Origin of the sequence: Streptomyces sp. PsTaAH-124 (assembly GCF_000373685.1) — a bacterium.
GTDB lineage: Bacteria > Actinomycetota > Actinomycetes > Streptomycetales > Streptomycetaceae > Streptomyces > Streptomyces andamanensis.
Map to the genome: position 1 here is coordinate 102,007 of NZ_KB892158.1, position 26,864 is coordinate 128,870.

Annotated in this window: 27 protein-coding genes; 15 read left to right on the forward strand and 12 right to left on the reverse strand. The window is 72.9% G+C overall.

What is annotated here, in order from left to right; all coding sequences use genetic code 11:
* Positions 1–239: 239 nt before the first annotated feature.
* Genes B086_RS0102565 through B086_RS0102580 form a run of 4 tightly spaced genes read right to left on the reverse strand, consistent with a single transcriptional unit; the run spans position 240 to position 5,734 of the window.
* The gene (locus B086_RS0102565; protein WP_018564846.1) at positions 240–2,600 is read right to left on the reverse strand and encodes a glycoside hydrolase family 3 N-terminal domain-containing protein; all 2,361 of its coding nucleotides are present in this window, start codon (positions 2,598–2,600) and stop codon (positions 240–242) included.
* A 35-nt stretch (positions 2,601–2,635) separates the two neighbouring features.
* Positions 2,636–3,535, reverse strand: coding sequence for a carbohydrate ABC transporter permease (locus B086_RS0102570; protein ID WP_018564847.1), 900 nt, complete (start codon positions 3,533–3,535; stop codon positions 2,636–2,638).
* A gap of 1 nt (position 3,536) precedes the next feature.
* Positions 3,537–4,430, reverse strand: a complete 894-nt coding sequence (locus tag B086_RS0102575) for a carbohydrate ABC transporter permease (protein ID WP_018564848.1) — start codon at positions 4,428–4,430, stop codon at positions 3,537–3,539.
* On the reverse strand, positions 4,427–5,734 hold the full coding sequence (locus B086_RS0102580; RefSeq protein WP_018564849.1) for an ABC transporter substrate-binding protein: 1,308 nt from the start codon (positions 5,732–5,734) through the stop codon (positions 4,427–4,429). Before B086_RS0102580 ends, B086_RS0102575 begins: the two co-directional genes overlap by 4 nt.
* Before the next feature lie 106 nt (positions 5,735–5,840).
* Between B086_RS0102580 and B086_RS0102585 the strand changes: the two genes are divergently transcribed.
* Together B086_RS0102585 and B086_RS0102590 are read left to right on the forward strand one after the other, a co-directional pair.
* The gene (locus tag B086_RS0102585; RefSeq protein ID WP_018564850.1) at positions 5,841–6,866 is read left to right on the forward strand and encodes a LacI family DNA-binding transcriptional regulator; all 1,026 of its coding nucleotides are present in this window, start codon (positions 5,841–5,843) and stop codon (positions 6,864–6,866) included.
* Positions 6,867–7,117: 251 nt separating this feature from the next.
* Entirely contained in the window at positions 7,118–8,104 is a 987-nt protein-coding gene (locus B086_RS0102590; RefSeq protein ID WP_018564851.1) for an LCP family protein, read from the forward strand.
* A 226-nt stretch (positions 8,105–8,330) separates the two neighbouring features.
* Here B086_RS0102590 and B086_RS0102595 read toward each other — a convergent pair whose 3' ends face one another.
* Complete coding sequence (locus tag B086_RS0102595; protein WP_018564852.1) at positions 8,331–9,026, reverse strand: TetR/AcrR family transcriptional regulator; 696 nt, start codon at positions 9,024–9,026, stop codon at positions 8,331–8,333.
* 74 nt (positions 9,027–9,100) lie between these two features.
* Between B086_RS0102595 and B086_RS0102600 the strand changes: the two genes are divergently transcribed.
* A complete protein-coding gene (locus B086_RS0102600; protein WP_018564853.1) occupies positions 9,101–10,576 on the forward strand; it encodes an MFS transporter in 1,476 nt (491 codons plus the stop codon).
* Here the strand turns inward: B086_RS0102600 and B086_RS0102605 are convergent.
* Together B086_RS0102605 and B086_RS0102610 are read right to left on the reverse strand one after the other, a co-directional pair.
* Positions 10,558–10,986 (reverse strand): MscL family protein, encoded by a 429-nt coding sequence (locus tag B086_RS0102605; RefSeq protein WP_018564854.1) that lies wholly within the window; start codon positions 10,984–10,986, stop codon positions 10,558–10,560. The genes B086_RS0102600 and B086_RS0102605 overlap by 19 nt on opposite strands.
* A gap of 146 nt (positions 10,987–11,132) precedes the next feature.
* The gene (locus B086_RS0102610) at positions 11,133–12,329 is read right to left on the reverse strand and encodes a THUMP-like domain-containing protein (RefSeq protein ID WP_018564855.1); all 1,197 of its coding nucleotides are present in this window, start codon (positions 12,327–12,329) and stop codon (positions 11,133–11,135) included.
* Positions 12,330–12,419: 90 nt separating this feature from the next.
* Between B086_RS0102610 and B086_RS0102615 the strand changes: the two genes are divergently transcribed.
* The 4 genes from B086_RS0102615 to groL all read left to right on the forward strand — a co-directional run bounded on the left by B086_RS0102615 (position 12,420) and on the right by groL (position 16,515).
* Entirely contained in the window at positions 12,420–13,361 is a 942-nt protein-coding gene (locus B086_RS0102615; RefSeq protein WP_018564856.1) for a polysaccharide deacetylase family protein, read from the forward strand.
* Positions 13,358–14,191 (forward strand): polysaccharide deacetylase family protein, encoded by an 834-nt coding sequence (locus B086_RS0102620; RefSeq protein WP_018564857.1) that lies wholly within the window; start codon positions 13,358–13,360, stop codon positions 14,189–14,191. The genes B086_RS0102615 and B086_RS0102620 overlap by 4 nt, the downstream gene beginning before the upstream one ends.
* Positions 14,192–14,463: 272 nt before the next feature.
* Entirely contained in the window at positions 14,464–14,772 is a 309-nt protein-coding gene (groES, locus tag B086_RS0102625) for a co-chaperone GroES (protein WP_009190181.1), read from the forward strand.
* A 117-nt stretch (positions 14,773–14,889) separates the two neighbouring features.
* Entirely contained in the window at positions 14,890–16,515 is a 1,626-nt protein-coding gene (gene groL, locus B086_RS0102630) for a chaperonin GroEL (RefSeq protein WP_018564858.1), read from the forward strand.
* A 118-nt stretch (positions 16,516–16,633) separates the two neighbouring features.
* Here groL and B086_RS0102635 read toward each other — a convergent pair whose 3' ends face one another.
* Entirely contained in the window at positions 16,634–17,071 is a 438-nt protein-coding gene (locus tag B086_RS0102635) for an ATP-binding protein (protein WP_018564859.1), read from the reverse strand.
* Positions 17,072–17,358: 287 nt separating this feature from the next.
* Here B086_RS0102635 and B086_RS0102640 point away from each other — a divergent pair, with 287 nt between their 5' ends.
* The 4 genes from B086_RS0102640 to B086_RS38980 all read left to right on the forward strand — a co-directional run bounded on the left by B086_RS0102640 (position 17,359) and on the right by B086_RS38980 (position 19,123).
* Entirely contained in the window at positions 17,359–18,204 is an 846-nt protein-coding gene (locus B086_RS0102640) for a helix-turn-helix domain-containing protein (protein ID WP_018564860.1), read from the forward strand.
* Positions 18,201–18,407 (forward strand): DUF397 domain-containing protein, encoded by a 207-nt coding sequence (locus tag B086_RS0102645; RefSeq protein ID WP_018564861.1) that lies wholly within the window; start codon positions 18,201–18,203, stop codon positions 18,405–18,407. Before B086_RS0102640 ends, B086_RS0102645 begins: the two co-directional genes overlap by 4 nt.
* An 81-nt stretch (positions 18,408–18,488) precedes the next feature.
* A complete protein-coding gene (locus B086_RS0102650; RefSeq protein ID WP_018564862.1) occupies positions 18,489–18,695 on the forward strand; it encodes a DUF397 domain-containing protein in 207 nt (68 codons plus the stop codon).
* Between the two features lie 206 nt (positions 18,696–18,901).
* Entirely contained in the window at positions 18,902–19,123 is a 222-nt protein-coding gene (locus B086_RS38980) for a hypothetical protein (protein WP_018564863.1), read from the forward strand.
* A 48-nt stretch (positions 19,124–19,171) separates the two neighbouring features.
* On the opposite strand, the gene B086_RS0102660 is transcribed toward B086_RS38980, so the two are convergent.
* From B086_RS0102660 to B086_RS0102670, 3 genes are all read right to left on the reverse strand, one after another.
* A complete protein-coding gene (locus B086_RS0102660; RefSeq protein ID WP_018564864.1) occupies positions 19,172–19,879 on the reverse strand; it encodes an ester cyclase in 708 nt (235 codons plus the stop codon).
* A 134-nt stretch (positions 19,880–20,013) separates the two neighbouring features.
* On the reverse strand, positions 20,014–20,787 hold the full coding sequence (locus tag B086_RS0102665; RefSeq protein ID WP_018564865.1) for an SDR family NAD(P)-dependent oxidoreductase: 774 nt from the start codon (positions 20,785–20,787) through the stop codon (positions 20,014–20,016).
* A 96-nt stretch (positions 20,788–20,883) separates the two neighbouring features.
* Complete coding sequence (locus B086_RS0102670) at positions 20,884–21,576, reverse strand: MOSC domain-containing protein (RefSeq protein ID WP_018564866.1); 693 nt, start codon at positions 21,574–21,576, stop codon at positions 20,884–20,886.
* Positions 21,577–21,656: 80 nt separating this feature from the next.
* Here B086_RS0102670 and B086_RS0102675 point away from each other — a divergent pair, with 80 nt between their 5' ends.
* Positions 21,657–22,553: a LysR family transcriptional regulator gene (locus tag B086_RS0102675; RefSeq protein WP_018564867.1), complete on the forward strand. Its 897-nt coding sequence runs from the start codon at positions 21,657–21,659 to the stop codon at positions 22,551–22,553.
* 98 nt (positions 22,554–22,651) lie between these two features.
* Here the strand turns inward: B086_RS0102675 and B086_RS0102680 are convergent, their stop codons facing one another.
* A complete protein-coding gene (locus B086_RS0102680) occupies positions 22,652–22,981 on the reverse strand; it encodes a WhiB family transcriptional regulator (RefSeq protein WP_018564868.1) in 330 nt (109 codons plus the stop codon).
* Positions 22,982–23,363: 382 nt separating this feature from the next.
* Between B086_RS0102680 and B086_RS0102685 the strand changes: the two genes are divergently transcribed.
* The 3 genes from B086_RS0102685 (at position 23,364) to guaB (ending at position 26,847) form a co-directional block, all read left to right on the forward strand.
* Positions 23,364–23,975 carry a response regulator transcription factor gene (locus tag B086_RS0102685; RefSeq protein WP_003948568.1) on the forward strand — a complete coding sequence of 204 codons (612 nt, stop codon included), beginning with the start codon at positions 23,364–23,366 and terminating at the stop codon, positions 23,973–23,975.
* A 548-nt stretch (positions 23,976–24,523) separates the two neighbouring features.
* Entirely contained in the window at positions 24,524–25,111 is a 588-nt protein-coding gene (locus B086_RS0102690; protein WP_026252030.1) for a sigma-70 family RNA polymerase sigma factor, read from the forward strand.
* A gap of 233 nt (positions 25,112–25,344) precedes the next feature.
* A complete protein-coding gene (guaB, locus tag B086_RS0102695) occupies positions 25,345–26,847 on the forward strand; it encodes an IMP dehydrogenase (RefSeq protein WP_026252031.1) in 1,503 nt (500 codons plus the stop codon).
* The last annotated feature ends 17 nt before the right edge of the window (positions 26,848–26,864 follow it).

Below are 26,864 nucleotides of genomic sequence, written 5' to 3' on the forward strand. Positions count from 1 at the left end.
TATGATCATCACACAGCAAGCGGCCGGAAAACGGCCCGCGAGCAGTGCGTTGGTGGTCCAAGGAAAGACGCCCCGCTTCCTGCGGGGAGATGCAGGTGCAAGGCCGGCCCAGCGCTCGATCAGACCCCGTCCCGGTTCGTCCGGGGCGGGGTCTTGTGCTGTCGCCGCCCGGAGGCAGGGGCGGCGCCGTGTGCCGTACGGGTCCGGCCGGGACACCGCGCCCGGCCGGACCCCGCCGCTCACTCCACCGCCGTCACCCGCGCCTCGCAGCGCAGCCGCCGGTCCGGGCCCGCCTCCCGCACCGGACCCGTCAGGGTCAGCCGGACCGTGTGCCGCACGTCCGCGCTGGAGGCGGCCCACCGCAGCTCCAGCGCGCCCGGTTCGACGATCCGGCGGCCGGTGCGGTCGGTGAAGGCCGCCAGGTCCGCTTGGAAGCCGAACGTGACCCGGCGGGCCTCGCCGGGGGCCAGCTCAAGACGCTGGTAGCCGATCAGGCGGACATCGGGCCGGGTCACCGAGGCCACCGGGTCGTGCAGATAGAGCTGGACCACCTCGGCGCCCGCCCGGCCGCCCGTGTTGCGGACGGTCACCGACAGGTCGTACCCGCCGTCCGTGCCGATCGCCGCCACCTCGTCGCCGTCGCCGCGGTCGCGGTCGCGGTCCGCCGTCCAGGCGAACGTCGTGTACGAGCGGCCGTGCCCGAACGGGTAGAGCGGGGTCGGGTCCAGGCTGCTCACCTCGTCGGCCAGGCCCAGCGGCGGCTGGAGATAGGTCCAGGGCTGGCCGCCGGGACCGCGCGGCACGCTCACCGGGAGGCGGCCGGACGGGTTCACCCGCCCCGACAGCACGCCCGCCACCGCGGGGCCGCCCTCCTCGCCGGGGAAGAACGCCTGCACGACGGTGCCCAGCCGGCCCGCCCAGCGGCCCAGCGCGTAGGGGCGGCCGGTGAGCAGCACCAGGACGACGGGCACCCCCGTGGCGACCAGCGCGTCCAGCAGCTCGCCCTGCGCACCGGGCAGCGCGAGGTCCGCCACGTCGCAGCCCTCGCCCGAGGTGCCGCGCCCGAACAGGCCCGACCGGTCGCCCAGCACGGCCACGCACACCTCGGCCTCCGCCGCGCGGGCCACCGCCGCCGCGAAACCGGCGGTGTCCGGATCCGCGACGCCGCAGCCCTCGGTGAACGTCACCCGGGCGTCCGGCAGTTCGCCGCGCAGCGCCTCCAGCAGGGTGGGGATCGCGATGCCCAGGGGGACCTCGGGGTGCTGGGCGCCGACGTGGGAGGGGAAGGAGTAGCAGCCGAGCATCGCCAGCGCGTCGTCCGCGCGCGGGCCGACGACCGCGATCCGGGCGGCGGGGGAGAGGGGCAGCAGACCGCCGGGGTTGTCGAGGAGCACCACCGACTCCTCGGCCAGGCGGCGGGCCACGGCGCGGTTCTCCGGCGGGTCCAGGTCGACGGGTCCGGCGGGCGGCCCCGGGTCCCAGCCGGCGTCCAGCAGGCCCAGTTCGCACTTCTGGAGCAGCACGCGGCGGGCGGCCCGGTCCACCAGCTCCTCCGGTACGGTGCCCGCGCGCACGGCGGCGGCCAGCTCGTCGCCGTAGCACTTGACGGTCGGCAGCTCGACGTCGATCCCGGCCGCCAGCGCCAGGTGCGCCGACTCCGCGGGTCCGCCGGACACCTTGTGCAGGGTCTGGAGGAAGTCGACGCCGAAGTAGTCGGCGACGACCGTGCCGGTGAACCCCCAGCGCTCGCGCAGCAGTCCGGTGAGCAGGGCGGGGTCGGCGGAGGAGGGGACGCCGTCGGTCTCGGTGTAGGCGGCCATCACCGAGCGGGCGCCGCCCTCGCGCAGCGCCATCTCGAACGGCACCAGCGTGACGTCGGCGAACTCGCGGCCGCCCGCCCGGACCGGGGCGAGGTTGCGGGCGCCCGCGGAGGAGGCGTACCCGGCGAAGTGCTTGAGCGTGGCGACGACGCCCGCCGACTCCAGGCCGCGTACGTAGGCGGTGCCGAGGGTGGCGACCAGGTACGGGTCCTCGCCGATGGTCTCCTCGACCCGGCCCCAGCGCGGGTCGCGGACCACGTCCAGGACGGGCGCGAGGCCCTGGTGGACGCCGAGCGAGCGCAGGTCCCGGCCGATGCGCGCGGCCATCTCCGCCACCAGGGGCGGGTCGAAGGCGGCGCCCCAGGCCAGCGGGACCGGGTAGGCGGTCGCGCCCCAGGCGGTGACGCCGGCCAGGCACTCCTCGTGGGCGACGGCCGGGACGCCGAACCGGCCGGCCCCGGCGATCGCGCGCTGGGCGCGGGCCAGGGCGCGGGCCCCGGCGGCGGGCTCCACCGGCGCGGTGCCGAAGGACCGGGTGAGCTGGCCGAGGCCCCGGGTGATCAGCGCCTCCCAGTCGGGCCCGGCGTCCATGTGCTGCTGGAGCGGGGCGACCCCGGCGCCGTCCGCCGAGGCCCCCACCCACACGCCGTACAGCTGGGCCGTCCTCTCCTCCAGGGTCATCCGGGACAGGAGGTCCTCGACGCGGGCGGCGGCGGGCCGGGCGGGGTCCTGCCAGGGACGGGGACGGGGACGGGGACGGGAACCGGAACGGGGGGTCATGGAACTCCTGGGGGAGGCACCGGCGGCGGACGGGTTCACTTGCCGCCCACCCCCATCAGGCCGCCGACGAGGGCGCGTCGCGCCACCAGGTAGACGGCGAGGACCGGGATGCCGGAGAGGACGACCGAGGCGAGCAGCGCGGGGATGTCCACGCCGAACTCGCTGACGTAGGTGAACAGGCCGAGGGTCAGCACCCGCGGGCCGTCGGACTGGGTGAAGATCAGCGGGAAGAGGAAGCCGTTCCACGCCTGGAGGGAGGCGTAGACGACGACCGTGCCGATGCCGCCCCTGGCCAGCGGGACCACGAGCCGGAACAGCATGCGGGTGGTGGATGCGCCGTCCAGCGCCATCGCCTCGTACAGCTCCTCGGAGATGTCCCGCAGGGTGCCGGTGAGGACCAGCACCGAGACGGGCATGGCGAAGGCGGCGGTCGGCAGGATCACCGCGAGCAGGCTGTCGTAGAGGTTCAGCTTGGCGATCATCAGATAGAGCGGGACGACCACCGCCTGCGCGGGGATGGCCACGCCCAGCAGGAACAGCCGGAAGGACGCGCCCGACCAGAAGGAGCGGGAGCGCACGGCCGCGTAGGACAGCGGGACGCACAGCACGAGGACGATCGCCACGACGGCGGCGGCCACCAGGACGGTGTTGGCCAGGAAGTGGCCGAAGCCGCTGTGCAGGACGGTGTCGTAGTTGCGGAGCGTGGGGTGGGCGGGCGGCCGGAGCGCGTTGTGGCCGAGGGCCTCGTCCTGGCGGGTCAGCGAGGCCGAGATCATCGCGTAGAGCGGGACGAGCACCACGGCCAGCCACAGTACGGAGGCGACGCCCGCGACCGGGTTGGCGCGCCGGATCCGGCGGCGGCGCCCGGCGGCGGGCGGCGGCCCGCCGGGGGTCCGTACGGGGCGCGGGCGGCGCAGCGTGTCGGGTGAGGTCATGTCACATCCCCTCGCGGGTGCTGCGCATGGCGCCGAAACCGGTCAGCCGGACCAGCGCGAGGGAGAGCGCGGTGGCGGCCACGACGAGGAAGGAGGCGAGGGCACCGGCGTAGCCGAAGTCGTAGTTCTTGAAGCCCGCCTCGTACATCAGGTACGGCAGGATCGCGGTGTCGGTGCCCGGACCGCCCTGGGTGAGGATCAGCACGGTCTCGAAGTACGTCAGCGAGCCGACGACCATCAGCACGCCGGACGTGGTCGCCGTGTGGCGCAGCTGCGGCAGGGTGATGGAGCGGAACCGGCGCAGCCGCCCGGCGCCGTCGATGGCCGCCGCCTGGTGCAGGACGTCCGGGATCTGCCGGGCGCCGCCCTGGTAGATCAGGGTGTGGAAGGGGATGAACTGCCAGCCGCCGACGAAGACCAGCGCGAGGAGCGCGCCGGAGGTGGAGCCCAGCGTGTCCCCGTGCACGATGCCGAAGTTCGGGTCGAGCAGGGCGTAGAAGAGCAGCGAGATCGCCGTCGAGGAGAGCAGGAACGGCACGAAGAAGACCGCGGAGAGGATCGCGCGGTTGCGCTGGCGGCCCGCCGCCCACACCCCGAGCAGCAGCGAGACCACGGTCTGGAAGGCCCAGCTGGCGGCGGTCAGCGCGACGGTCACCGTGAGGGACTGGGTCAGGCGCGGGTCGTGCAGCAGCTTGCTCCAGTTGGCCAGGCCCACCGGCTCGGGGTCGCCGAGGCCGTTCCAGCGGGTGAAGGACAGACCGAAGGCCAGCGCCATGGGGACCACGGCGAAGAACGTGAAGAACAGGACGGCGGGCAGCGCCCAGACGGCGTGCGGCCGCCCCGCCCCGCGCCCGCGGCGCGGCGCGCCCGCCTCGGTCCTCGTCCCGGTCCTCACTTCAGTCCCTGGAGCGCGGAGACGAACCGGCTCGGCGAGGACTTGCCCACGAACAGCTTGTCGATCTCCGTGAGCATCGGCGTCTGCACGGCCGGGTCGACGGCCTGGTCCCAGCTCAGCGTGAACGCCGGTGCCTGCTGCACCAGTCGGTACTGGAACGCGGCGAACTCCGGGTTGGGGGCGGCGGCCAGCAGCTTCGCCGCGCCGGACGTGGCGGGGATGCTGCCGTTGGCGACCAGGGCCTTGGCGTAGGTCTCGGAGGCGCAGTCCCGCAGGAAGGCGAGCACGGTGTCCTTGTCGGACGTACGGGCGTTCACGGACCAGTAGTTGGTGGGGTTGCCGACCACGTTGCGGATGTCACCGGCGCCGCCCTCGTACCTCGGGAACGCGCACCAGCCCAGGTCCTTCCGGGCGAAGCCGGGGAACTTGCCGAGTTGGGTGGAGTACTCCCAGGAGCCCATCAGGTGCATCGCGGCCCTGCCCCTGGCGAAGACGGCGGGCGCGCCGCCGTTGGTGTACGCCACCGAGCTGAAGCCGGTGCCGAACGCGCCGTCGTCGATGAGCTGCCTGACGGTCTCGGCGGCCTTGAGGACGGCCGGGTCGCCCCAGCCGGCCGGGTCGCCGTTCTTGACCCGGTCGAAGACCTCGGGGCCGCCGATGCGGTCGACCAGGTACTCCAGCCACATCAGCTCGGGCCAGATGTCGGAGCCGCCGAGCGCGAAGGGGGTGATCCCGGCCTTCTTCAGCCTGGCGTTGTTGTCGAGCAACTGGTCCCAGGTGGTGGGCGGTCGCAACCGGTGCTCGGCGAACAGCGCCTTGTTGTAGAAGAGGATGACCGGCTGCATGCCGCGCATCGGGATGCCGTAGTCGCGTCCGCCGAGCGCGCCCGCGGCCAGCACCGAGGGCAGGAAGCCGTTCCTGAGCACCGGGTCGGCGGCGATGGCGTCGGTGAGGTCGACGAGCTGTCCGGCGTCCTTGTACGCCTTGATGGAGCCGCCGCCCCAGTTGAAGAAGAGGTCGGGGGCGCCCGGCGAGCCCATCGCGGTGCGCAGCTTGGCCGGGTACTCCGAGCCGGGCACCTTCTGGAGCTCGATCCTGCCCTTGGTCCGCCGGGCGGCGGCCGAGGCGTTGAACCGGTCGACCGCCGCGGCCTGGATCTTCGCCTCGTCGTCGCCGTACACCAGCGCCGTGAGGGCGCCGCCCGAGCCGCCCGAACCGCCGGAACCGCAGGCCGTGAGCCCGGCGGCCGAGACCAGGGTGGTGGCGCCGGCGCCGAGCAACCAGCGTCTGCTGTAGGACTCCATGGTGACGGCACCTCTCGAATGTTTCGGTTGAAGCATCGAATGTTCCGGGAACGTAAGGCGCGCACCTGGGTTCGTCAAGGGGTCGCGCAGAGATACGATCCCGGCCATGAAGCCGACCAAGCCCGTGGAAACCCGTACCGCCACCCTCGCCGAGATCGCCCGCGAGGCCGGGGTGTCGGCTCCGACTGTTTCGAAGGTCCTCAACGGGCGTGCCGATGTCGCCGCGGCCACCCGCAGCCGGGTCGAGGAGCTGCTGCGCGCCCACGGCTACCGGCGCAGGCGCGCCGAGGCCACCCGCTCCCCGCTGATCGACGTCGTCTTCCACGAGCTGGAGAGCGCCTGGGCGATGGAGGTCATCCGGGGCGTGGAGAACGTGGCGCGCGACGCGGGCCTGAGCGTGGTGCTCTCCGAGAGCGCGGGTCGGCTCACCCCGGGGCGGACCTGGGCCGACCAGGTCGCCGCCCGCCGCCCGCACGGCGTGGTGCTGGTCCTGTCCGGGCTCGACGGGTCCCAGCGGGCGCTGCTGGCCAGCCGTTCCATCCCGTTCGTGGTGATGGACCCGGCCGGTGACCCGGGCGCCGACGTGCCCTCGATCGGCGCGACCAACTGGCAGGGCGGTCTGGCCGCCACCCGGCATCTGGTCGAGCTGGGCCACACCCGTATCGGCGCGCTCAGCGGTCCGTCCCGGATGATGTGCAGCCGGGCCCGCCTGGACGGCTACCGGGCCGCGCTGGAGACGGCGGGCGTGCCCGTGGACCCCTCGCTGATCCTCACCGGCGACTTCCACCACGAGGCCGGCCACCGCCTCGGCCTGGACCTGCTGCGCCGCGCCGACCGGCCGACCGCCGTCTTCGCGGGCAACGACCTCCAGGCGCTCGGCCTGTACGAGGCGGCGCGCGAACTGGGCCTGCGCGTCCCGGAGGACCTGAGCGTGGTCGGCTTCGACGATCTCCCGGTGGCCCGCTGGGTGGGGCCGCCGCTGACGACCGTACGGCAGCCGCTGACGGAGATGGCGGAGGCGGCGGCGCGGCTGGTGCTGGACCTCGGGCGGGAGGGGGAGGCGGCGGCCACCCGGGTGGAGCTGGCGACCAGCCTGGTGGTGCGCAGCAGCACGGCGGCACCGGCGGGGTGAGCCACGCCCCTCCTCGAAACTTTCGAAGAGGGTGACGAGGGGCGGGTGAGGAGTGGTTGAAGATGAGATTTTCCCGAGAAAGACGTCGTGGTGACGACTTCCTGACATCTCGCTCATAATTCGGACGTACGTTCCTGCCTGTGAGGGGACACACGGCGGGGAACGCGGCGGAGCCCGCTCCGGAGACGGGGCACACGACGGAGGGCACCGGGGGACGCAGGGGGAGGCGGCGCCTGCGGGCCGCCGCGCTGGTGCTGGCCGGGGTCGTGGTGCTGGGCACGGCCACCGCGGGCTGGGCCTACTGGCATCTGAACCAGAACATCACCGGCGTCGACATCGACGGCGCCCTCGGCGACGACCGTCCGGCGCGCCCGGCCGCCGGTCCCGCGGAACCGGCCGCGTCCGGCGCCCCGGCCACCGCGCCGCCCCTGCCGAGCGGCGCCCTCAACCTGCTCGTCCTCGGCTCCGACTCGCGCAGCGGCGCCAACCGGGCGCTGGGCGGCGGCGACAGCGAGGGTGCCCGGTCCGACACCGCGATGGTGGTGCACATCGACGCGGGCCGCAGCTCGGCCACCGTGGTGAGCATCCCGCGCGACACCCTGGTGACCCGGCCGTCCTGCCCGCTGGCCTCGGGCGGGTCCACGTCACCGGCGTACCGGGCGATGTTCAACACCGCCTACGAGGTGGGCGGTCCGGTGTGCGCGGTCAAGACGGTGGAGGCCATGACCGGCGTCCGCATGGACCACTACCTGGAGCTGGACTTCACCGGCTTCGCGAAGCTGGTCGACGCCCTCGGCGGGGTCACCGTCACCACGGACCAGGACATCGACGACGACCAGAGCCATCTGCATCTGAAGGCGGGCACCCACCGGCTCGACGGCACCCGGGCCCTCGCCCTGGCCCGCACCCGGCACGGCATCGGCGACGGCAGCGACCTGGGCCGCATAGGGCTCCAGCAGCAGTTGGTGACCGCGCTGCTGAAGGAGGTCTCCAGCACCGGCCTGCTCACCGACCCGGCCCGCCTCTACCGCGTCGCGGACGCGGTCACCGGCAGCCTCACCACGGACACCGGCCTGGACTCGCTCCCCGAACTGATGCGACTCGGCCAGAGCCTGAAGGACCTGCCCGACGGCAAGGTCCGCACCGTGATGATGCCGGTGGTACAGGCCCCCTCCGACCACAACCGGGTGGTGGCGAAGGAACCGGCGGCCGGCGAACTGTGGGCTGCGCTGCGCTGAGCGAGGGCACCGGGCCCGGCACGGGGCGGCCTGCGCCCGGCGATGAGTGGCGTGGGGGGCTAGCGGTGCGGATCCGGGGCCGATGTCCACGCCGGGCTCCGGCCGGGCAGGGCCGGCCGGGAGCGGCCCGCACCCGGTTCCGAGCCCCGCACCCGGCTCCAAGCCCCCGCGCCCGCCATCGCACGTCCGCGCCCGGCCGCCCCGCGGCGAGCGGCCCGTGCCCGCGTCAGTCCCGCTGGGCTCCCGCCTGCGCCAGCAGCCCGTCCACCACCGCCGCGAGCTGGCCCGCCACGTCGTAGTCCGCGGTGGCCAGGCCCTCCCAGCGCTCGGACAGGGCGGTCAGCCGCGGGTAGCGGTCGGCGTCCTCGGGGGTCAGCAGGGTGGGGAACAGGTCCGGCCGGTCCGGGTCGGCGCCGCGCCGGGCGGCGGCGCGGCGGAAGACCAGGTCGCCGTGGACGACGTACCACAGGGTGCGGTAGGCGAACACTGCCTGTTCCTGCGTCAGGCCGCAGGCCATCGCGGAGTCGATGATCTCCTCGGGCATCCACAGGGCGTTCTTGTCCGTGATGTCCCCGAGGCTCAGCACGTCCACGACCCAGGGCATGCCGCTGAGCAGCGCGTGCATGTGCAGGGCGGTGGCCAGGACGCGGTCGCGCGGCGCGGTGGGGAGTTCGGGGCGCGGCACCGTGGCTGCCAGGCCGGAGATGGTGAGCATCAGCAGTTCCCGCTTGTCGCGCACATGGTGGTACAGCGCCATCGGGGTCGCGCCGACCTCCTTGGCGACCCGGCGCATGGACACCGCCTCGACGCCCTCCTCCTGGAGGATCCGCCGGGCCGCCGCCACGATCTGCCCGGCCTCGATCCGCCGCGGCCGCCCCGCCGCCCGTTTCGCTGTGCGCTCGCGCGCCTGGTTCTCCGCCACCCCCGCATTCTCCCCGCCCGGCCCCGGACCTCGGGGATCGCGCTTTTTTATACGCGTATAGTAACGTCGTCGGCATGGTGAACTCCCAGACGCGCCACACCCCTTCCGCGGCCTCGCCCTGGCTGCTGCCGGTGCTGCTCACCGTGCAGTTCCTGGTCTCCCTCGACATGTCCGTCGTCAATGTCGCGCTGCCCGGCATGGGGCGCGGCCTGCACTTCGACCCCGGCTCGCTGACCTGGGTCGTCAACGCCTACGCCCTGACCTTCGGCGGCCTGCTGATGTTCGGCGGGCGGCTCGCCGACGTGGTGGGGCGGCGCCGGGTGCTCGTGGCCGGCTTCGTCGTCTTCGGCGCGGCGAGCCTGGCCGGCGGGCTCGCCCAGTCGCCCGGCGCGCTGATCGCCGCCCGCGCCGCGCAGGGCGTGGGCGCCGCCGCGCTGGCCCCGGTCGGCCTCGCCCTGCTCACCGTGAGCTGCCCGCCGGGCCCCGCCCGCTCCCGCGCCCTCGGCCTGTGGGGCGCCGCGGGCGCGGTCGGCGGCGCGGTGGGCGTGCTGGCCGGCGGACTGCTCACCGACTGGTTCGGCTGGCGCGCGGTGATGCTGGTCAACGTGCCCTTCGTGGTGGCCGTCCTGGCGGTCACCGGCCGCGCCGTACCCGCCGACACGCCCGCCGCCGCGCGGCCGGGTCCGCGCCCCCGGCTCGACCTCACCGGTGCCCTGCTGGTCACGGCCGGGACCGTGCTGCTCGTCCTCGGCCTGGTCAGGACCGAGACGTACGGCTGGGCGTCCTGGCGCACGGCCGCCGTGCTGGGCGCGGCGGCGGTGCTGCTCGCCGCGTTCGTGGTGACCGAGGCGCGCACGGCCGCCCCGCTGCTGCGCCTCGGGCTGCTCGGCACCGGTCCGGTGCTGGCGGCGAACGTCTTCGGGCTGCTGATGTCGGCGGGCCAGTTCGCCGCCTTCTACTTCACCTCGCTCTACCTCCAGCAGGTCCTCGGCTACGGCCCGACCGCCACCGGCTCCGCCTTCCTGCCGTTCTGCGCGGGCGTGGTCGTGGGTTCGGTGCTGGCGGCCCGCACCATCGGCCGCTACGGGCCCCGGGTGCTGCTGACGGCGGGCGGCCTGCTGGGCGCGGCCGGGCTCGCCTGGTTCGCGGCGGCGGCCGCGGTGGACGGCGGCTTCACGGGCTCGGTGCTCGGCCCGTCGGCCGTGGCCAGCGTGGGCATCGGGCTGTGCTTCGTGCCGCTGGGCACCGCGGCCACCGGGTCCGTCGCCGCCGGGGAGGCGGGCATGGCCTCCGGGCTGCTGAACAGCTCGCGGCAGGTCGGCGGCGCGGTGGGGCTCGCCGTGCTCGGCACGGTCGCCGCGCACGCCTCGGGGGCGGCTCCGGACGCCGCCGGTCTGGTGCACGGCTTCTCGGCGGCGTACTGGACGGCGGCCGGGCTGCTCGCGGCGGGGGCGCTGGCGGCGGCGGTGCTGTACGGGCGCGGCGGCCGGGCCGGGGACGGCGCGGCGCCCGCCGCCGACGCGGCGCCCGCTCAGGCAACCGCTGGCTGATCCGTACCGCAGTAGCGGCACTTGGTGGCGGCCCCGGGCAGATCCTCCGACAGGCACGCCGGGCACGTCTTGGCGGGCCCCGGGTCACCGAAGACCTTGACGCCCCGGCGGGCCTGGACGTGCTTGTACGGGACGACGATCAGGAAGTACACGACTGCCATGAAGATGATGAAGTAGATCAGCGCCGAGATGAACGCGCCGAGGTCCAGATAGGTCGCCTTGTTGCCGGTACGGCCGAGCTGCCAGCCGAGGCCGGGCGAGGAGTTGCCCTGCGCGCGGGCGATGATCGGATTGATCACGAAGTCGGTGAACGCCTTGATCAGCGTGCTGAAGGCCAGCGCCACGATCAGTCCGATGGCCACGACCACGACATCGCCGCGCATCAGGAAGTTCTTGAAACCCCGCAGCATGGTTGGTCCTCGCTTCCCGGCGGACCGCGCGCACCGGCGGCACCCGCCGTGCCGCCCGCCGCGACCAGTCTCCGGGCGCGCGGGCGGCGCCCGCACCCCGGGCGCCGCCGATCGGGGGAGCGGGGCGCCCGCCGGGTGCCGGTGCGTCAGGGGCGGTCCGCCGGGTGGCCGAGAAGCATCGTGGGGGCGCCCGCCACCCGGGTGAGGAAGACGGTCGCCGAGTTCCGGCCGCACGGCCTGGGCAGCGCCTTGCGGCGCAGCTCCTCCGGTTCGACGGCCGAGCCGCGCTTCTTCACGGTCAGCGCGCCCACCTCGCGCTCGCGCAGCAGCGCCTTCAGCTTCTTGACGTTGAAGGGCAGCCGGTCGGTGATCTCGTACGCGGTGGCGTACGGGGTGGGCCGCAGCGCGTCGGAGGTGACGTAGGCGATGGTCTCGTCGATCAGGCCGCCGTCGAGTCCGGCGGCGGCCTCGGCGACCAGGTGGGAGCGGATGACGGCGCCGTCCGGCTCGTACAGGTAGCGGCCCACCGGCCGCACCGGCGGGTCGGGCAGGCCCCGGCCGCGCAGCGTGTGCGGTCCGGGCAGCAGGGTCGCGCGGACCAGGCCCGGCTCGGTGCCGAACCACAGCACCGCCTCCTTGACGTCCCCGCCGTCGGAGATCCACTCGGCCTCGGCCTGCGGCGGCACCGCCTCGTGCGGGATGCCGGGCGCGACCTTCAGCGCGGCGTGCGGGGCCTTCAGCGCCGCCCCCACGGCCCAGGAGAGCGAGGGCGAGTAGCTCTCCGGGTCGAAGATCCGGCCCCGGCCGCCGCGCCGCGCGGGATCGACGAACACGGCGTCGTACGCGGACGTGTCGACCTCCGTCACATCCGCCTCGCGGACCTCGATCAGCCCGGCGAGCCCCAGCGCCTCGGCGTTCGCGCGGGCCACCGCCGCCGTCACCGGGTCCCGGTCCACGGCGAGGACCCGGATCCCGGCGCGGGCCAGGGCGATCGCGTCGCCGCCGATGCCGCAGCACAGGTCGGCGAGCGAGGTCACGCCCAGCTCCGCGAGCCGCGCCGCGCGGTGGGCGGCCACGCTCGCCCGGGTGGACTGCTCGACCCCGTTCGGGGTGAAGAACATCCGGTCCGCGTCCGCCGCGCCGAACTTCGCGGCGGCCCGCTGCCGCAGCCGGGCCTGGCCGAGCGCGGCCGACACCAGGGCGGCGGGGTGGTCGCGGCGCAGCCGGGTGGCGACGGCGAGCTCGTCGGCGGGCGCGGTGCCGCGCACCTCCTCCAGGAGGGCGCGGCCCTCGTCGGTGAGCAGCGCGGCGAAGGAGTTCAGCGGGGCGAGTGGGTCGGTCACCGGTTCATTGTCGGCCAGTCGGTGGACGGTGCGCGGCCGGCCGCGGTGTCGCCGCGGCTCAGGAGCGGCGAGCTGCGAGGATCCGGCGCCATGACCGTAGTAGTACAAAATGACAAAAAGCGTCTCCGGGGTGCCCTGCGGCGCCGGGCGGCCCTGCACGCCGGACTCGGCGCCCTCGCCGTCGCCGCCCTCGTCTCCGGCTGCGCCGGGCAGGACAGCACGGCGGTACGGCCCGCCCCCGGCCAGCAGCGCCTCCAGGCGCCCCCCGCCCGCGCCCTCGGCTCCTACGCCTCCCGGCTCGCGACCTCCGCGGCGGCCCGCACCGCCGCCGCCAAGCGCTGGGGCCTGAGCCAGGCCCCGCTGCTGCCCCCGCCGCCCCCGGCCGTCAAGCCGAAGATCCACGCCCGCGCCGGCTTCGAGGTGGACCACCAGGAGGACTGGGACCTGCCCCCGGTCTTCACCACCGTCCCCACCAAGGACAAGATCCTCTTCCTCACCATCGACGACGGCGCCGAGAAGGACCCCGCCTTCCTGCGCATGATGAGCGAGCTGAAAGTCCCCTACACGGCCTTCCTCAGCAACTACCTCGTCCAGGACGACTACGGCTACTTCCGCAAGGCGCAGGCGCAGGGCAACACCCTCAACAACCACACCCTGCACCACCCGTACCTGCCGGGCCTGTCCTACGACGAGCAGAAGCACGAGATCTGCGACATGCAGGACATCATGCAGAAGCAGTTCGGCAAGCGCCCCCGGATGCTCCGCCCGCCCTACGGCAACTACAACCAGGACACCCTGCGCGCCGCCAAGTCCTGCGGCATCCGCTACGCGCCGATCTGGAACGAGGAGGTCTACGTCGACCACTGGGAGTTCCGCGAGGACGACAAGCGGCTGCGCCCCGGCGACATCGTGCTCACCCACTTCCGCGGGCGCGACGAGTGGGACGGCACCATGGCCGACGACATGCGCCGCTTCCTGAACTACGCGACGGCCGAGGGGTACGCGGTGGCCCGGCTGGAGGACTACCTGTGAGACCGCGGCCCCGGCCGCGGCGCACGGCCGCGGGCCTGCTCGCGGCCGTGCTGCTGCTGGCCGGCTGTGCCTCGTCCGTCGACCCGATCCAGCGCCTGGGCCGCAAGGCCGCGCAGCGGGTCGCCTCGCCGGACGCGGCCTCCGACCGGCAGCCGTACCGCCGCTGGGGCCTCACGGCCCCGCTGCCCGCGCCGCCGCGCCCGCCCGCCCGGCCGACGGCGGCCACCGCCCGCCCCGCCGGGCCGCCGCCGGTGGTCGACCACGTCGACACTCCCGACCGGGTCGTCTTCCTCACCTACGACGACGGCGCCGAGCGCGACGCGCGCTTCGTCGACATGGTCCGGGAACTGCGCCTGCCCGTCAGCATGTTCCTCACCGACAGCATCGCCGGACCCGGCTACGGCCACTTCGCGCGCCTGCGGTCGGCCGGTGCGGCACTGGAGAACCACACCCTGGAGCACCCCGCCCTGCGCGGTCTGCCGCACGCCGGCCAGCGCGCCGAGATCTGCGGCCAGCGGGACAAGCTGCACGCCCGCTTCGGCGTCCGCTCCCGGCTGTTCCGGCCGCCCTACGGCTCCTACGACGCCACCACCCGGCGCGCCGCAGCCGAGTGCGGGGTGTCCGCGATCGTCCTGTGGCGCGCCTCGCTGACGGAGACCGGCCTCCGCTTCACCCACGGCCGGCACGCCCTGTGTCCCGGCGACATCCTGCTGGTCACCTCGGACGACGACGACCTCGACGGGCCGACCCTGCGCGAGCGCACCACCCGCCTGCTGCGCGAGATCCAGCGGGACCGGCTGACGGTGGCGAGGCTCCAGGACTACCTGTGATCCCCTGTGATCCCCTGTGACTGCCTGCGGCTACCTGCGGCCACCTGGGGACGGAGGCCCCTTCCGGGGGGTGTCCCGGACCGACGCGCCACGAGGCAATTGGCACTCCGCTTGACCGAGTGCTAATCGCGGTCATAGTCTCGGCTCTGGCACTCCCCACCGGAGAGTGCCAACAACGCGACGGGCAGGTCCGGCACCCGCGACGACGGATCGACCTGGTCGCCACCTCAGACAGTTAACCCCGTGAGATCTCCGAAGGGGGAGGTCGGATCGTGACGACCGCCAGCTCCAAGGTTGCCATCAAGCCGCTCGAGGACCGCATCGTGGTCCAGCCGCTCGACGCCGAGCAGACCACGGCCTCTGGCCTGGTCATCCCGGACACTGCGAAGGAGAAGCCCCAGGAGGGCGTCGTCCTCGCCGTGGGTCCGGGCCGCTTCGAGGACGGCAACCGTCTTCCGCTCGACGTCAAGGTCGGCGACGTCGTGCTCTACAGCAAGTACGGCGGCACCGAGGTGAAGTACAACAACGAGGAGTACCTCGTTCTCTCGGCTCGCGACGTCCTCGCGATCATCGAGAAGTAAGTCACCTCAGCACTCCTGCTGTGAACTGCGCCCCTGGCCCCCGCGATCGATGAGAAGCCGGGCGCCCGGGGCGCAGTGTGTTCTTCACCCAAGATTTCCGAGAGGGCTCCCGCTGCCATGGCGAAGATCCTGAAGTTCGACGAGGACGCCCGTCGCGCCCTCGAGCGCGGCGTCAACAAGCTTGCCGACACGGTGAAGGTGACGATCGGCCCCAAGGGCCGCAACGTCGTCATCGACAAGAAGTTCGGCGCCCCGACCATCACCAACGACGGTGTCACCATCGCCCGCGAGGTCGAGATCGAGGACCCGTACGAGAACCTCGGCGCCCAGCTGGTGAAGGAGGTGGCGACCAAGACCAACGACATCGCGGGTGACGGCACCACCACCGCCACCGTGCTCGCCCAGGCGCTCGTGCGCGAGGGCCTGAAGAACGTCGCGGCCGGTGCCTCCCCGGCGCTGCTGAAGAAGGGCATCGACGCCGCGGTCAAGGCCGTCTCGGACGACCTGCTCGCCTCGGCCCGCCCGATCGACGAGAAGTCCGACATCGCCGCCGTGGCCGCGCTGTCCGCCCAGGACCAGCAGGTCGGCGAGCTGATCGCCGAGGCGATGGACAAGGTCGGCAAGGACGGTGTCATCACCGTCGAGGAGTCCAACACCTTCGGTCTGGAGCTGGACTTCACCGAGGGCATGGCCTTCGACAAGGGCTACCTGTCCCCGTACTTCGTCACCGACCAGGAGCGTATGGAGGCCGTCCTCGACGACCCGTACATCCTGATCAACCAGGGCAAGATCTCCTCCATCGCGGACCTGCTCCCGCTGCTGGAGAAGATCATCCAGACGAACGCCTCCAAGCCGCTGCTGATCATCGCCGAGGACGTCGAGGGCGAGGCCCTGTCGACCCTGGTGGTCAACAAGATCCGCGGCACCTTCAACGCCGTCGCGGTGAAGGCCCCCGGCTTCGGCGACCGCCGCAAGGCGATGCTCCAGGACATGGCCGTCCTCACCGGCGCCACCGTCATCTCCGAGGAGGTCGGCCTCAAGCTGGACCAGGTCGGTCTTGACGTGCTCGGCTCCGCCCGCCGCATCACCGTCACCAAGGACGACACCACCATCGTCGACGGTGCCGGCAAGAAGGACGAGGTCGAGGGCCGGATCGCGCAGATCAAGGCCGAGATCGAGTCCACCGACTCCGACTGGGACCGCGAGAAGCTCCAGGAGCGCCTCGCGAAGCTGGCCGGCGGCGTGTGCGTGATCAAGGTCGGCGCCGCCACCGAGGTGGAGCTGAAGGAGAAGAAGCACCGTCTGGAGGACGCCATCTCCGCGACCCGCGCCGCGGTCGAGGAGGGCATCGTCTCCGGTGGTGGCTCCGCCCTGGTGCACGCCGTGAAGGTCCTGGAGGGCAACCTCGACAAGACCGGCGACGAGGCCACCGGTGTCTCGGTCGTGCGCCGCGCCGCCGTCGAGCCGCTGCGCTGGATCGCGGAGAACGCCGGCCTGGAGGGCTACGTCATCGTCTCCAAGGTCGCCGAGCTGGAGAAGGGCAGCGGTTACAACGCCGCCACCGGTGAGTACGGCGACCTGGTCAAGGCCGGCGTCATCGACCCGGTCAAGGTCACCCGCTCCGCCCTGGAGAACGCCGCCTCCATCGCCTCCCTCCTGCTGACGACCGAGACCCTGGTCGTCGAGAAGAAGGAAGAGGAAGAGCCGGCCGCCGCGGGCCACGGCCACGGCCACTCCCACTGATCGCTCCGCTGAACCGACGGCGCCCGGTCCCCTGCGGGGGGCTGGGCGCCGTCGTCTCTGTGGCTTGCCGGATCCTCCCCGCCCGCGTGCGGGGGAGGCGAGCTGCCGGATCCGCCGGTCACGGCCCCTCGACGGCCGGGGCGGCCACGACGGCCCACACGCTCTTGCCCGGCGCGCCGGGGCGTGGCGCCACACCCCACTCCTTGGCGAGGGCGGCGACCAGGACCAGCCCCCGCCCGCCGTCCGCCTCAGCCGCCGGGCCCCCGCCCGCGCACGCCTCCCGCACGACGGGCAGCCGCTCGCCCCGGGTGTCGTGCACCTCGATCCTGACCCGGCCCTCGCCGTCCCGCCGGGACAGACGCAACTCGGCGTCCCGGCCCGGCACCCGGCCGTGAGTGACGGCGTTCGCGGCCAGCTCGGCGACGATCAGCTCGACGGTGTCGTGCACCGGTGTGCCGTACGGCCAGCCCCAGGCGTCCATCTGCTGAGAGGCGAGCCGCCGGGCCAGCCGGGCACCACGGGGTGTGGCGGTGAAACGGAGGGCGAAGGTGGTCATGGCCCCTGAGCTTTCCGCCTCCAACACCCCGCTGACCAGCCACGACGCCCCTACAGCCACCCGCTGTGAGGCCGGTCCGGCCCACTGTCGGGGTTGTCGCCCTCGCGGACCGTCGGTGCGGATTCCGGCACGGGGTGCTCCGGAGTGCGGGAACGGGCGTGCTGGGTGAGGAAAGCTCGTGGCGGAAGACCCTCACTCCCTGGAGTCAACTTCTCCTGTTCCCCACCCCGTTGACGTGGGCAAGTCCTACCCTTCGGCTACGCACAGCAGCCGAAGGGGGCGAGCGGATGGACACCGGCGCGGACTCGGGCACGGGCACGGAGGAAGCCGAGGAACCCGGCGGGAACTTCCTGCGCTGCTTCGGCCGCCAGATCAAGCTGCTGCGCGAGACCCGCGCACTCACCCAGGCGCGGCTGGGGGATCTGGTGGGCTACGGCGAGGCCCAGATCGCCGCCGTCGAGCAGGGGCGCCGCATCCCCAAGCCGGACCTGATCGACGCGCTGGACCGGGCGTTGGACGCGGGAGGGGTGCTGGTCGCCATGAAGGGGGAGGTGGCGAAGGCCAGGTATCCGTCGTTCTTCCGCCGGTACGTGCAGCTCGAGGCCGAGGCTGTGGAACTGCACGCCTATATCAACCACGTGGTCAAGGGCCTGTTGCAGACGGAGGAATATGCGCGGGCGGTCTTCCGGATGTGGCGGCCGTTGCTGGATGAGGGGGACATCGAGCAGGGCGTATCCGCGCGTATGGAACGGCAGCAATTGCTGGGCCGGCGGCCCGTCCCTCTTTTGAGCTTCGTCATCGACGAGCATGTGTTGCGGCGGCCCCTGGGAGGACCGGAAGTCTTGCGTGGCCAGCTCGAACAGTTGTTGATCTATGGCCACCAGCGGAACGTCGAGATGCAGGTCATGCCGATGGGCCGGGACGAGCATGCCGGTCTCGCGGGGCCCTTCACATTGATCCACTCGAAGAACCAGCGCAGGATGGCCTACATGGAAGTGCAGGACGTGAGCGCCCTGTACACAGAGGCGAAGAAGGTCAGTCCGCTCGAAGCTACGTACGGAGTTCTCCGGGCACAGGCGCTGACTCCACGCGAGTCGCTGGCCTTCATCGAGAAGCTGTTGGGAGAGCTATGAAGAAGGGCAGCCCGACGCGTGCCGTCGCGAGACTGCGATGGTTCAAGAGCAGCTACAGCGCGGGAAACGGCGGTGACTGTGTCGAGGTCGCGGACGCCGGTGCCGTCGTGCTGGTCCGTGACTCCAAGCGGCCCGAGGAAGCGTTNCTGTCGGTGGGTTCCGGCCAGTGGGCCGCGTTCGTACGGATGNCGGNGCGCGGTTGACGTAGGCAGATGGGGGAGGCCGGTGCGGGCGCCGACTCCACGCCAGCCCCTGGCCTTCATCGAGAAGCTGTTGGGAGAGCTATGAAGGCAAGCAGCCCGGATTCCGCTGCGGGCGAGCTGCGATGGTTCAAGAGCAGCTACAGCGCCGGCGACGGCGGTGACTGTGTCGAGGTCGCGGACGCCGGTGCCGTCGTGCTGGTCCGTGACTCCAAGCGGCCCGAGGAAGCGTTTCTGTCGGTGGGTTCCGGCCAGTGGGCCGCGTTCGTGGGGATGGCGGCGCGCGGTTGACGTAGGCGCAGGGATTCTCGCCGGATGCCCGGTCCCCGTCGAGGGGGCCGGGCATCCGGCGTCGTGCGGCCGTCGCGGCGATCGAATTCCCGTGCGCATTGGTCTGGACCTATGCGTGCGGGCATGGCTAGGCTGCGAACGCATCACGCCATCTCTGCTGAAAACCGACTGCATGTCACCATGCCTTCGCAGATGAGGAGTTGTCCGTGAAAAGACGCATCGCCCTGGCTGCCGCGACCCTCGCCGCAGCGGTCGCCCTCCCCCTCACCGCCACCACCTCCGCCCAGGCCAGCGCCTGGCACTTCCAAGGCGCCTATCCGAGCGCCGCCGCCTGCGACGAGGCAGGCAAGGCGGGCGTGCTCCTGTGGGGGCCGCTGTTCGTGTGCAGCCCCGGCGGACAGGGCTGGTACAACCTCTACGTCCACTGACGCTCCCGGGGCGGCCGGGCACCGGGGGCCGGCCGCCCCGTCCGGGCGTCAGTGCTCCAGTTCGTCCAGCGCGCCCAACTGCTGCATCAGGCCCAGATGGTCGCGCTGCCACCAGAGTTCGGCGAAGGTGCCGTGCGGGCCGCGGCGGAAGACGGTCGTGCCGGTCATGGCGACCCGGCGGCCCGTGGGCGCGATGCCCAGGAACTCGCCGCGGTGGACGGCGTCCCACCGCCAGCGGGCGCAGGCGCGCTCGCCCTGGGTGAGCACGTCCTCGACGGTGAAGACGGCGTCGAAGGCGTCGCGCCACATCCGGCACTCGCGCCGGATCGCGTCCAGACCGATGGTGTCCTGCGGATTGACCGGATCGTGGCTGTGGCAGTCCTCGTCGACCAGGTCGTTGAGCGGGGACAGCTCACCGGCGGCCGTCAGCGTGCCGAAGAACCGGCGCACCGCCGACTCGGAGAACTGCTCGTCCCGTACGACCTCCAGATCGGTGAAGACCGGCAGCTCGTCGCAGAGCGCGACCATGCGGCGGAAGACCTCGTCCGTCTCCGGCAGGTTCGAGGTGCGCATCGCCTCCTCGTACGAGGGGAACTCCACCAGCTCCACCACGTGGGCGCCGTCCGAGCGGTCCCTGCCGACCAGCGCGTGCGTGGCGGACCGCTGTCCGCCGGTCCGCTCGGCCCAGGTGTCCAGCAGCCGGTCCAGCTCGTCCCACCGGCTCGTCCTGCACTCGATGAGCTGTACGAAGGTCATGACGCCGCCGCCTTCCGGCCGCCCGGCCCGGTCGCGCCCGGGGCTTTTACCCACCGGGTTCCCGCCGGGGCGGCGCCGTCACGTCCGCGCGCGGACCGGTCGGGCCGCCGGGACGGCCCGCGTACGGGGCGTCCTCACTGCGGTCCGTATTTGCGGCCCGTCTTCGAGGTCATCCCGCCCAGCAGACCGCGCGGGGTGATCTTGACCAGGCCCATCAGCGCCTTGTAGCGGGGGTCGGGGATCGAGACGGTCCGGCCGCGGGCCAGATCCGCCAGGGCCGCCGCGACCAGCTTGTCCGCGTCCAGCCACATCCAGCCGGGGATGTTGTCCGTGCCCATGCCGGCCCGCTCGTGGAACTCGGTGCGCACGAAGCCGGGGCACAGCACCATCAGCCGTACGCCGCTGCCGGCCAGGTCCCGCGCCGCGCCCTGGGTGAACTGCACGACCCACGCCTTGGACGCCCCGTAGGTGCCGCGCGGCACGAACGCCGCCACCGAGGCCACGTTCACCACGCCGCCCCGGCCGCGCTCGCGCATCGCCGCGGTCGCCGCCGCCGTCAGCCGCAGCACCGCCTCGATGTGTACCTTGAGCATCCTCAGCTCGTCGGCCATCGGCACGTCGAGAAAGCGGCCCTTGTTGCCGAAGCCGGCGTTGTTGACCAGCAGGTCGACCGGGTTCTTCCGGTCGCCCAGCCGGGCCGCGACCGTCTCGATGCCCTCGTCGGTGGCCAGATCGGCGGGCAGCACCTCGGCCTCGATGCCGTGCCGGTCGTGCAGCTCGGTCGCCTGCTCCGTCAGCCGCGCGGTGTCCCGCGCCACCAGAACGAGGTTGTGCCCGTCCGCCGCCAGCCGCCGCGCGAACGCGGCGCCGATGCCCGCGGTCGATCCCGTAATCAGAGCCGTTGTCATGGCGAAAGGTTAGTGGTCCGGGGCGCGCGTCCCCGATCCCCGCACAGGGCCCGCCGATCGGTGGAGGAGCGGTGAGCCCGTACCGGACGGGGACCGTCAGCCCGTCGTGTCCGTCGCGTACTTGTCCGCGTACCGGCGTGCCGAGGCCAGGGTCTCGGGGTGCAGCGCCGCACCGGCCGCAAGCAGCCGCGGCAGCAGGGCGCGCTCGGTGGTGCTCGCCCGGAACTCGAGGGCCACGGTCACGTCGTGGTCCGGGCGGTGCACGATCCGCACCGGGTCGCCGCGCCGGATCTCACCGGGCTCGATCACCCGCAGATAGGCGCCCGGCGCACCCTTCTGCGTGAACCTGCGCACCCAGCCCTTCTCGCCCAGATGGCCCTGGAAGGTCCGGCACGGGATGCGCCCGGAGGTGACCTCCAGCAGCACCGAGGGGCCGTCCGGCGCGCCGATGCGCCAGCGCTCCCCGATCAGCGCGCCCGACACGTCGATGCCCGCGGTCGTCAGGTTCTCGCCGAACGATCCGTCCGGCAGCGCCCGGCCCAGCTCCCGCTCCCAGTCGTCCAGGTCCTCGCGCGCCATCGCGTACACGGCCTGGTCGTCGCCGCCGTGGTGCCGCGTGTCGCACACCGTGTCCCCGGCCAGTCCGCTCCCGCCGACGCCCTTGGGACCGGGCGCGGCCACCCGCACCGCGTGCTCCACCGGACGCTTGTCGATCCCGGTGACCCCGGCCGGCTGATCCGTGTACGGCACGGGCACGGCGCGGCCCAGATTGACGGAGAGAAGCTTCATGCCCCGACGGTATGCGACCCGCGGTCAAAGTGTCGACGCGTTTTTCGACGGTATGCCCAAGGCTGCCTTATGCTCGAAGGGTGATCGAGGCCCGCCATCTGCGCGTCCTGCGCGCCGTCGCCGCCAGCGGATCCTTCTCCGCCGCGGCCCGCGAACTGGGCTGCACCCAGCCCGCCGTCAGCCAGCAGATGAAGGCCCTGGAGGGCTCGGTCGGCACCCCGCTGCTGGTGCGCACCGGCCGCGAGATGCGGCTCACCGAGGCCGGCGAGGCGCTGGTGCGGCACGCCGGGGGCATCCTCGCCGGGCTCACCGCGGCCGAGGAGGAGGTCGCCGCCATCGCCGGGCTGCGCGCGGGCCGGGTCCGCCTGGTCTCCTTCCCCAGCGGCAGCTCCACCCTGGTCCCGACCGCCCTCGCCGCGCTGCGCGCCGCCCACCCCGGCACCCGGGTCTCCCTGGAGGAGGCCGAACCGCCCCGCTCGGTCGAGCTGCTGCGCGCGGGCGACTGCGACGTGGCGCTCGCCTTCCGCTACGAGGGCGCCGCGGGCGCGGAGGAATGGGACGACCTGGTCGTACGGCCGCTGCTGACCGACCGGCTCGTGGGCCTGGTGCCCGAGCGGCACCCGCTGGCCGGCGCGGGATCCGTGGGCATCGCCGAACTCGCCGGGGAGCCGTGGATCGCGGGCTGCCCGCGCTGCCGCGGCCAGCTCGTCGAGGTGTGCGCGGAGGCCGGCTTCGCCCCGCGCATCGACTTCGCCACGGACGACTACCCGGCCGTGGCCGGACTGGTCGGCGCGGGCCTGGGCGTGGCCGTCCTGCCCCAGCTCGCCATCGACTCCGTACGGCCCCGGGGGGCGCGCACGGTGGCGCTGGAACCGGCGGTGCGCCGGGAGATCGTCGCCCTCACCCTGCCCGACCTGGCCCAGGTCCCGGCGGTGGCGGCCACGCTGGACGAACTGGTGCGCGCCGGGGCCGGATGACACCGCGGCCGGCACCCCGGCGGGCGGGCACGTGTGTGCGCGCGTGCCCGTGCCGTCGTCCACAGGTGCAGGAAGAAGATGTAAGAAGAAACGTTCCTTCAGGTGTTCGAAGCGACATCGCCGCTCGATGACGAGGCCGTCACCAGGCGGTTGCGTGCGCGTCCCATCAGCTCTTCGCGCTCATCCTCGGTCAGGCCGCCCCACACTCCGTACGGTTCGCGCACCGCCAGGGCGTGTGCCGCGCACTCCGCGCGGACCGGGCACCTCATGCAGACCTCCTTGGCCGAGTTCTCTCGAGCGCTCCGAGCCGCCCCGCGCTCGCCCTCGGGATGGAAGAAGAGCGAGCTGTCCACTCCGCGGCAGGCAGCCAGCAGCTGCCAGTCCCACAGGTCCGCATTCGGTCCGGGAAGGCGGGAGAAATCTGCCATTGCGTGACCCCTTGTAGCCGTTCGGTGGCGGATACGGTGCCAACGACCGTACATCCCCGGTCTAAGGAGATGAAAATATGACTCATTGCGAATCTAGCGCCAGACACCTAGAAACGGGAAGAAAAGGGGCCGAATGGGGCATCCGTTGTGATGAAAAGTTGAGGGTATGACGTCTGTGTCTGCACTGTGTCCGCTCCCTCACGTAGAGTGCCGAAAACGGCGTACGGCCCCGTAACTCTTTCGAGTGACCGTCGTTGAGAGTGCGGAGGCGGTTGAAAACACAAGTGCTCGGACAGGCGTCCGAGACGGTCGACCGCACAGGTGACGATTTCGTACCAGCCTGGAGGCTCAAGGTGACGCGCATCAGCTGCGGAGGGCGGCCATGACATCCGTCCTCGTCTGCGACGACTCCCCGCTTGCCCGAGAGGCGCTCCGCCGCGCGGTCGCGACCGTGCCCGGCGTCGAGCGCGTGACGACGGCGGCCAACGGCGAGGAAGTCCTCCGCCGCTGGGGTGCCGACCGCTCGGACCTCATTCTGATGGACGTGCGCATGCCCGGACTGGGCGGCGTCGAGACCGTGCGGCGGCTGCTGTCCGCCGACCCCGGCGCGCGCATCATCATGCTCACGGTGGCGGAGGACCTGGACGGCGTGGCGCTCGCCGTGGCCGCCGGTGCCCGCGGCTATCTGCACAAGGACGCCTCCCGCGCGGAACTGCGGGCCACGGTGACCCAGGCCCTCGCCGACCCCACCTGGCGGCTCGCCCCGCGCCGTCTGCGCTCGGCCGAGATGGGCGCCGCGCCCACGCTCACCGCGCGTGAGATCCAGGTGCTGGAGGGCATGAGCCACGGCCGTTCCAACGCGGAGATCGGCCGTGAGCTGTTCCTCTCCGAGGACACCGTCAAGACGCACGCCCGGCGGCTGTTCAAGAAGCTCGGCGCCTCCGACCGCGCGCACGCGGTGGCCCTCGGCTTCCGGTGGGGACTGGTCCGCTAGGGCCTGTCGTCAAGGGCTCGTCCGCCGTCGTCAGCCGCGCGCCGTACGGCCGGGTGGGCCGTCGGGGGCGGGCCGTCGCCGGGGCCGCCGTCCTGCGGGCCGGGGGCCGGACCGGGGCCGGACCGTCCCGCCGGGCCCTCCGGCCGGGGCGGGCGTCCGGGCCGGTCACCGGCGTGCGGGGCGGGCAGCGGCCCCGCGGATCCGTCCGGTACCGGCGGCCCGCCGCCGCCCGCGCGTCCCGGCCGCGGCCGTACGCCGTCGCGTGCGCGGGCGCCCCGCGCCGACGCGTCCGGACGGGCGGGAACGGAGCACGGACGGTGTCGCGCACCGCGCGCCGGGTACCAGTGGCGATACGGCCCGCCGGGCGGTCGGTGCTCGTTTCGCCGCGGATGCCGCATCCTTGAGGTGTGGAGTTCCTCGGGGACGAGTCGGTCGAGCGGAATGGGAGGGCGCAGGGGATGGGTTCCGGCGCACCTGCTCATAACGCTTCGGTGCACAACCACGAAGGCGGTGCCACGGAGCAGACGACGTCAAGGCACCATGGACCGATGCGCGACGACGAGGCGGCAGTTGCCCCAGGGGCGATCGGTGCGCTGGTGCACCGCGCCGTCGACGGCGACGAGCAGGCCACGCACGACCTGCTGGCCCGGGTCCACCCGCTCGCGCTGCGCTACTGCCGTACGCGGCTGTCCCGCCTCCCGGGCGACGCGCGCCACTTCGTCGAGGACCTCGCCCAGGAGGTCTGCGTCGCCGTCCTGCTCGCCCTGCCGCGCTACCGGGACACCGGCCGCCCCTTCGAGGCGTTCGTCTTCGCCATCGCCTCCCACAAGGTCGCCGACCTCCAGCGCGCGGCGATGCGGCACCCCGGCTCGACGGCCGTGCCCTCCGACGAGATGCCCGAGCGCCCGGACGACTCGCTCGGCCCGGAGGAGCGCGCCCTGCTCAGCAGCGACGCCGAGTGGGCCAAGAAGCTGCTGGCCAACCTCCCCGAGAACCAGCGCGAACTGCTGCTCCTGCGCATCGCGGTCGGCCTGACCGCGGAGGAGACCGGACAGATGTTGGGAATGTCACCGGGTGCGGTCCGGGTGGCCCAGCACCGGGCGCTGAGCAGGCTGCGGGCCCTCGCCGAGCAGTGACCGTGCGCTGCCCGTGCTTCGGCCGTGCTGTGACCGGGCTTTCGCGGGCGCCCATGGGTGCCCATGGACTCCTGCTGGACTCCTGCGCGCCCGGCCGGGCGCCGGTCCGGACCCCGGGCCGCTCCCGTAGGAAACCACGAAGCCCGGAACGATCTTTCTTCGTGGAATGAGACGCCTCCGCTTCCCGTTAGCATGGACATCCGCACCGAGCAAGGCCATTTGGGGAAGGTGTCATGACTGCAAACGTCGACGGAGTGCCCGGTAAATTCGCGACACTCGGGCTGACCTACGACGACGTGCTGCTGCTGCCGGGCGCCTCGGAGGTGCTCCCGAACGCGGTCGACACCTCGTCCCGCATCTCCCGCAACGTCCGGGTCAACATCCCGCTGCTCTCGGCGGCGATGGACAAGGTGACCGAGTCCCGCATGGCGATCGCGATGGCCCGGCTGGGCGGCGTCGGCGTGCTGCACCGCAACCTCTCGATCGAGGACCAGGTGAACCAGGTCGACCTGGTCAAGCGGTCCGAGTCCGGCATGGTCACCGACCCGATCACGGTGCACCCGGAGGCGACGCTCGCCGACGCGGACGCCCTGTGCGCCAAGTTCCGTATCAGCGGTGTGCCCGTCACCGACCCGGCGGGCCGGCTGCTCGGCATCGTCACCAACCGCGACATGGCCTTCGAGACCGACCGCGGCCGCCAGGTGCGCGATGTCATGACGCCGATGCCGCTGGTCACCGGCAAGGTCGGCATCTCCGGCGTCGACGCCATGCAGCTGCTGCGCAAGCACAAGATCGAGAAGCTGCCGCTGGTCGACGACGAGGGCATCCTCAAGGGCCTGATCACCGTCAAGGACTTCGTCAAGGCGGAGCAGTACCCGAACGCGGCCAAGGACGCCGAGGGCCGGCTGCTCGTCGGCGCGGCGGTGGGCGCCAGCCCCGAGGCCCTGGAGCGCGCCCAGGCGCTCGCCGCGGCGGGCGCCGACTTCCTGGTCGTCGACACCTCGCACGGCCACAACAGCAACGCGCTCAGCTGGATGTCGAAGATCAAGTCGAGCGTGTCCATCGACGTGATCGGCGGCAACGTCGCCACCCGCGACGGCGCCCAGGCGCTGATCGACGCCGGTGTCGACGGCATCAAGGTCGGCGTGGGCCCCGGCTCCATCTGCACCACGCGCGTGGTCGCCGGTATCGGCGTCCCGCAGGTCACCGCGATCTACGAGGCGTCCCTCGCCGCCCGCCCGGCGGGCATCCCGCTGATCGGCGACGGCGGCCTCCAGTACTCCGGCGACATCGGCAAGGCGCTCGCCGCCGGCGCCGACACGGTCATGCTGGGCAGCCTCCTCGCGGGCTGCGAGGAGTCGCCCGGCGAGCTGCTGTTCATCAACGGCAAGCAGTTCAAGTCCTACCGCGGCATGGGCTCGCTCGGCGCCATGCAGTCCCGCGGCCAGGCGCGGTCGTACTCCAAGGACCGCTACTTCCAGGCCGAGGTGGCCTCCGACGACAAGCTCGTGCCCGAGGGCATCGAGGGCCAGGTGCCCTACCGCGGCCCGCTGGCCAACGTGCTGCACCAGCTCGTCGGCGGTCTGCGCCAGACCATGGGCTACGTGGGCGCGGCGGGCATCGGCGAGATGGAGACCAAGGGCCGCTTCGTCCGGATCACCTCGGCGGGGCTGAAGGAGTCCCACCCGCACGACATCCAGATGACGGTCGAGGCGCCGAACTACAGCAGCAAGTAGGAGCAGGGCCCCGACGG